Source organism: Limnohabitans sp. (assembly GCF_044373035.1).
GTDB lineage: Bacteria > Pseudomonadota > Gammaproteobacteria > Burkholderiales > Burkholderiaceae_C > Limnohabitans_A.
This window is the reverse complement of sequence record NZ_JBILQU010000137.1, coordinates 1-5,742: the sequence shown is the minus strand read 5'-3', so window position 1 is coordinate 5,742 and position 5,742 is coordinate 1. Positions and strand designations below refer to the sequence as shown.

Annotated in this window: 5 protein-coding genes; all 5 read right to left on the bottom strand. The window is 62.3% G+C overall.

The window, feature by feature from the left end; genetic code table 11:
* Nucleotides 1-1,121 (bottom strand): acyl-CoA dehydrogenase family protein (locus tag ACIQ47_RS14255; protein ID WP_396438735.1); only part of this gene is annotated, 1,121 nt, incomplete at its 3' end.
* Nucleotides 1,122-1,124: 3 nt separating this feature from the next.
* Nucleotides 1,125-1,985: an enoyl-CoA hydratase family protein gene (locus tag ACIQ47_RS14250; RefSeq protein WP_396438734.1), complete on the bottom strand. Its 861-nt coding sequence runs from the start codon at nucleotides 1,983-1,985 to the stop codon at nucleotides 1,125-1,127.
* Nucleotides 1,982-2,464: a MarR family winged helix-turn-helix transcriptional regulator gene (locus tag ACIQ47_RS14245; RefSeq protein WP_396438736.1), complete on the bottom strand. Its 483-nt coding sequence runs from the start codon at nucleotides 2,462-2,464 to the stop codon at nucleotides 1,982-1,984. Before ACIQ47_RS14245 ends, ACIQ47_RS14250 begins: the two co-directional genes overlap by 4 nt.
* A gap of 86 nt (nucleotides 2,465-2,550) precedes the next feature.
* Nucleotides 2,551-3,351, bottom strand: a complete 801-nt coding sequence (locus tag ACIQ47_RS14240; protein ID WP_396438733.1) for an SDR family NAD(P)-dependent oxidoreductase — start codon at nucleotides 3,349-3,351, stop codon at nucleotides 2,551-2,553.
* A gap of 1 nt (nucleotide 3,352) precedes the next feature.
* Nucleotides 3,353-5,686 (bottom strand): bifunctional salicylyl-CoA 5-hydroxylase/oxidoreductase, encoded by a 2,334-nt coding sequence (locus ACIQ47_RS14235; protein WP_396438732.1) that lies wholly within the window; start codon nucleotides 5,684-5,686, stop codon nucleotides 3,353-3,355.
* Between the last annotated feature and the right edge of the window lie 56 nt (nucleotides 5,687-5,742).

The following is a 5,742-nucleotide window of genomic DNA, read 5'->3' as shown; positions in this document are numbered from 1 at the left end:
ATCTCGCGGTACAGCGACTCGACCATCACGCCTTTTTTGACGCCCATGCCGCCATGCATCTGCACCGCCATGTCGATGATCTGCTGGGCGTTTTCGGTCGCGGTCATCTTGGCCATGGCCGCTTCGCGGGTGATGCGTGCGCCCTGGTCGCGCAGCCAAGCGGCGCGGTAGGTGAGTAGCGTTGCGGCGTCAAGCATCGTCGCCATTTGCGCGATCTTGGTTTGGGTGATCTGAAAGTCGCCCAAGCTTTGGCCAAACATCTTGCGTGAACGCGCCCAAGCGATAGACTCGTGCAGCGCACGCCGCCCAAAGCCCAGAGCCGCAGCGGCCACCGAGGTGCGGAACACATCGAGCGTGGCCATGGCCACCTTGAAGCCTTGGCCTGCCTCGCCAATGCGCTGCGCTGCAGCCACCTTGCAGTGGTCAAACTTGAGCGTGGCCAGCGGGTGCGGCGCGACGACGTCGATGCGCTCTTCAATCGTCAAGCCGGGCGTGTCGGCATCCACAATGAAGGCGGTGATGCCTCGCGCCCCCGGCGCCTCACCCGTGCGGGCAAACACCACATAAAAGTCGGCAATGCCGCCGTTGCTGATCCAGGTCTTGCGGCCGTTGAGCACATAGCCGTCTGCCGTGGCGGTGGCGCTGCACTGCATGGCGGCCACGTCAGAGCCGGCATCGGGCTCGCTGAGTGCAAAGGCCGACAGCGCTTGGCCTGAGGCCACGCGGGGCAGGTAGCGTTGCTTTTGGTCAGCCGAGCCCATCAGGCTGATGGCCCCGGTGCCCAAGCCCTGCATGGCAAAAGCAAAGTCCGACAAGCCGTTGTGAAAAGCCAGCGTCTCGCGCAGCAGGCACAGCTGGCGCGTGTCGATCACGTCCGACGCTGCGCCGTAGGCTGTGCCGGAGACTGCGTGCTTGAGCCAGCCGCCGCTGCCCAGCAGACGCACCAGGCGGATGCATTCGGCGTCGACCGCGTCGCGGCTTTCGTCGTGGTGGGCGTGTGCCAGGTGCTCGTTGCACCAAACGTCCAGCCGCGACTTGAAGTCGCGGTGGCTGTCGTCAAAGAAGGGCCAATCGAGTTCAGCGGGGTGCTGTGTTGGCTGTTGTGCGGGGTTGTTGGTCATGGCTCAGTCGCCCTCAAAAATGGGCGTTTGCTTGGCCACAAAGGCGTGGTACGCCCGGTGGAAGTCGTTGGTGGCCATGCAGATGGCCTGCGCCTGGGCTTCAGCCTCAATGGCTTCGTCCACGCCCATGTTCCATTCTTGCTGCAGCATTTTTTTGGTGATGCCGTTGGCAAAGGTGGGGCCTGCCACCAGCTGGGCGGCGATGGCCTGCGCATCGGCCAACACGCTGTCGGCCTCGCACACCCGGTTGTAAAAACCCCAGCGCTCGGCCTCCAGTGCGCCCAGGCCGCGCCCGGTGAACAGCAATTCGCTCGCACGGCCCTGGCCGATGATGCGCGGCAGCAATGCGCAAGCGCCCATGTCGCAACCGGCCAAACCGACCTTGTTGAACAGGAAATAAGTTTTGCTGCGCTCGGTGCCGTAACGCAGGTCAGACGCCATGGCCAAGATGGCCCCGGCCCCGGCGCACACGCCGTCAATGGCGGCAATGATGGGTTGTGGACAAGCGCGCATGGCCTTGACCAAATCGCCCGTCATGCGGGTGAAGGCCAAGAGGCCGGGCATGTCGAGTTGGGTGAGCGGGCCGATGATTTCGTGCACATCGCCACCGGAGCAAAAGTTGCCCCCGGCCCCTGTGATGACCACCGCGTGAATGTCGGGTGCGTAGGGCAATGCGCGGAAGAAGTCGCGCAGTTCGGCATACGAGTCGAATGACAGCGGGTTCTTGCGCTCGGGGCGGTTCAGGCTCACCGTGGCCACCCCGTCTTTGACGGACAGCAAGAAGTGTTCGGGCTGGTAGCCCGCCATGGGCTGGTTGTGGCGTGGCAGCTGGTGCGGCTGGCCGGGCAGGTAGCGTTGACTCATTTTGTCTCCTTCGAGTGTGTTGGTTTGCTGGACTTCAAGGTGCCCAGCAGTTGGTGCAGTTGTGTTTGTTCTCGCTCAGCCAGTGGCGAGAGCAGCTCGACCACCCAGCCTTCGTGGGCTTGGGCCATGGCGGCAAAAGCTTTGCGGCCAGCCTCGGTCAGGCTGACGGTGAAGGAGCGGCGGTCGCTGGCTTGCATTTGCCGCTGCACCAGTTGTTCTTTTTCCAGCTGGTCCACGATGCTGGTGACGTTGCCACCCGTGACCATCATGCGGCGCGACAGTTCGCTCATCGAGAGGCCTTGCGGCTCGCGTTCGAGCTGGGCCATCAGGTCAAAACGCGGCAGCGTGATGTCAAACTGTTCGCGCAGGCGCTGGCGGATGGTGTCTTCGATGCGGGTGGTGCACGACAACAGGCGCAACCACAGGCGCAGCGAGGCGTGGTGGTCGGCGTGGGCGCGCACTTCCATGTCGGTGGGCATGGCCCCCACGCTCGGCACTGCGTGTCCTTCGCTGCCCCCCGAGGGGGCGCGAGCTGGCTTGAGGCGGCTCGGCGCTGCGCTCTTGTTCATCCCGCCAACTCCCCGCCGTCGATGGCAATGGCTTGGCCGTTGATCGCGTCGCTGCCTGCAGCGCACAGCCACAGCACGCTTTGCGCAACTTCTTGCGGCTGCACCAGTCGCTGCTGCGGGTTGCTGGCGGCCAGCGCCTGGCGCGCTTCGGCTTCGCTCTTGCCGGTTTTGCCCACGATGTTTTGTACCGCTTCGCGCACGATGTCGGTCTCGGTGTAGCCGGGGCAAATGGCGTTCACGGTCACGTTCTTGCGTGCCAATTCGAGCGCGAGTGCTTTGGTCAAACCCACCACACCGTGCTTGGCCGCCACATAAGCGCTCACGTAGGCGTAGCCTTTGAGGCCCGCAGTGCTGGCGATGTTGACGATGCGGCCCGGCGTGCCGGCTTTCGCAGCGTCGAGCATGCCGGGCAGCACGGCCTGAATGCAGTGGTAGGTGCCCGTGAGGTTGACGTTCAGCATCTTCTGCCAGAGCGCGGCATCGGTCTTGGCAAAGGGTTGGCTGCTCGCCTGGCCCGCGTTGTTGACCAGAATGTTGACGGGGCCGAAGCGCGACTGCGCCTGCTGCACCGCAGCTTGCACAGCTTGTTCATCGGCCACGTCCATGGGCGCAATCAGCACCGCCAGATCGGGCACTTGCTCGCGCAGCGCTTCGGCCTGGGCTTGCAGGGTGCCTTGCGAGCGGCCACACAGGGTCAAGCGGCAGCCGGTTTGTGCCAGCTGCAGCGAGATGGCTGCGCCGATGCCTGCGCCCGCACCTGTGATGAGGGCGTGACGGCCTTCAAGTTCTTGGAACATCTCAGTCCCCCTTACTCGCAGTCTGCATGGCACGCTCACGGGCAAAGCCCGCTTCGAGCTGGGGCTTGCCCGATTCGTAGGCGCGGGGCCAGACGATGTCTTTGAAGCCGATGCGCGCCGCTTCGGTCAGTGTCCAGGCCGGATTGGCCAGGTGTGGGCGTGCCACAGCGCACAGATCGGCGCGGCCTGCGGCCAAGATGCTGTTGACGTGGTCGGCTTCAGAGATGGCTCCGACTGCGATGGTGGCGATGCCCGCTTCTTGGCGGATGCGGTCGGCAAAGGGGGTTTGGTACATGCGGCCGTACGTGGGCTTTTGCTTGGCGCTGACCTGGCCCGACGAACAGTCGATCATGTCGGCACCAGCGGCCTTGAAGGCGCGGGCGATCTCGACCGCATCGCTGGGCGTGATGCCGCCTTCGACCCAGTCGTGTGCCGAAATTCGCACCGACATGGGCAGGTCTTTCGGCCAGGCGGCACGAACGGCGGCAAACACTTCAAGCGGGTAGCGCAGGCGGTTGGCGAGCGATCCGCCGTAGTCGTCGCTGCGTTGGTTGGTGAGCGGGCTGATGAAGCTCGACAGCAGGTAGCCGTGGGCGCAGTGCAGTTCGAGCCAGTCAAAACCAGCCTGAACTGTACGTTGTGTGCAGGCCACAAACTCGGCTGTGACGCGGTCCATGTCGGCGCGGTTCATGGCGCGGGGCACGTCGCCGTGTGGCAAATAGGGTTGGGCGGATGCCGCAATCAATGGCCAGTTGCCTTCGGGGTCATCGGCAGGCACGGGCTGGTCCATGCCTGGGCCTTGCCATGGGCGGCAGCTCGAACCTTTGGGTCCGGCGTGGCCGATTTGCAAGCCAATCTTGGCGTCAGACTTGGCATGCACCCAATCGGTGATGCGTTTGAAATCTTCGGTCTGCGCATCGTTCCACAGGCCCGGGCAGCCATGGGTGATGCGACCATCGGCACTGGGCGCGGTCATTTCGACCATGACCAAACCTGCGCCGCCCATGGCGCGTGCGCCCAGGTGCACCAAGTGGTCATCCCCCGCTCGGCCGTCCACTGCAATGTATTGCGCCATGGGCGAAACCACAACGCGGTTCTTGAGCGTGACCGAGCGCTGGGTGTAGGGCGTGAACATGGGTGGGCGAATGCCAGGCTTGGAAGTGCGGCCTGCAAACCAGGCCTCGTAGCCCTCTAGCCAAGCCTTATCGCGCAGACGCAAATTCTCGTGACTGATGCGTTGACTGCGGGTGAGCATCGAGTACATGAACTGCTCGGGTTCGAGCTGGTCGCAGTAACGCTCGCCGCACACCTCGAACCACTCCATCGCGTTCCAGGCGGCGTTTTGCAGGCGGATGACATCGATCTCACGTACGGCTTGGTAATGCTGCAGCACCTCGGGGATGCGGTCAGCTGTGTCACCCAAGGCCTTGAATTGACGCACCAGTTCGATGGCGTCTTCCAGCGCGAGTTTGGTCCCCGAGCCAATGGCAAAGTGTGCAGTGTGCACCGCATCGCCCATCAACACCACATGGCTGTTGCCGTTGAAGTGCGACCAGTTTTCGCACTTGACGCGCTGAAAGTTCAACCAAGCCGAGCCGCGCAGGTGGCGGGCGTTGGTCATCAACTTTTCGCCTTGCAGGTTATTGGCAAAGAGCTTTTCGCAGAAGTCTATTGATGCATCCTGATCGGCCTTGTCAAGACCGTGCGCCAGCCAGACGTGCTCGGGGCATTCGACAATGAAGGTCGAGGTTTGGTTGTCAAACTTGTAGACGTGGGCCTGAAACCAGCCATGCTCGGTCTTCTCGAACAAGAAAGTAAAGGCGTCGTACTGGCGGTTAGTGCCGAGCCAGATGAATCGATTGGGACGCGTGACAATATCGGGCTTGAATACTTCGGGCAACCGGCTTCGCACACGCGAATTGACACCGTCGCTGGCGATGATCAGGTCGGCATCGGGAAAGTCCAGATCCGAGTCCGCGTCTTGTTCAAACATGAGCTTGACGCCAACTTGCTCGCAACGCACTTGCAGAATGTTGAGTAATTTTTTGCGCCCAATCCCCACAAAACCGTGACCGCCTGAACGGATCACCCGGTCTTTGAAGTGCAGCTCAATGTCATCCCAATGGTTGAATGCTTGTTCCACCTCTGCAGCGGTTTCTTTGTCCCACTCGCGCATGTTCTCCAGCGTCTGGTCCGAAAACACCACGCCCCAGCCGAAGGTGTCGTAAGGCTTGTTGCGCTCGACCACGGTGATGTCGTGGTGGGGGCCGAGTTTTTTCATCAGCAACGCGAAGTACAGGCCCGATGGACCACCACCAATGCATACGATTTTCATGTTCACTCTCTTTGCTATAGAACACACAAGCCATTAATTCAGGCCTATATATTTGA

Bases quoted from the DNA above. Each gene is read 5' to 3' on its own strand.
- ACIQ47_RS14235 (WP_396438732.1), bottom strand. From the start codon at position 5,686: ATGAAAATCGTATGCATTGGTGGTGGTCCATCGGGCCTGTACTTCGCG.
- ACIQ47_RS14245 (WP_396438736.1), bottom strand. From the start codon at position 2,464: ATGCCCACCGACATGGAAGTGCGCGCCCACGCCGACCACCACGCCTCG.
- ACIQ47_RS14250 (WP_396438734.1), bottom strand. From the start codon at position 1,985: ATGAGTCAACGCTACCTGCCCGGCCAGCCGCACCAGCTGCCACGCCAC.
- ACIQ47_RS14240 (WP_396438733.1), bottom strand. From the start codon at position 3,351: ATGTTCCAAGAACTTGAAGGCCGTCACGCCCTCATCACAGGTGCGGGC.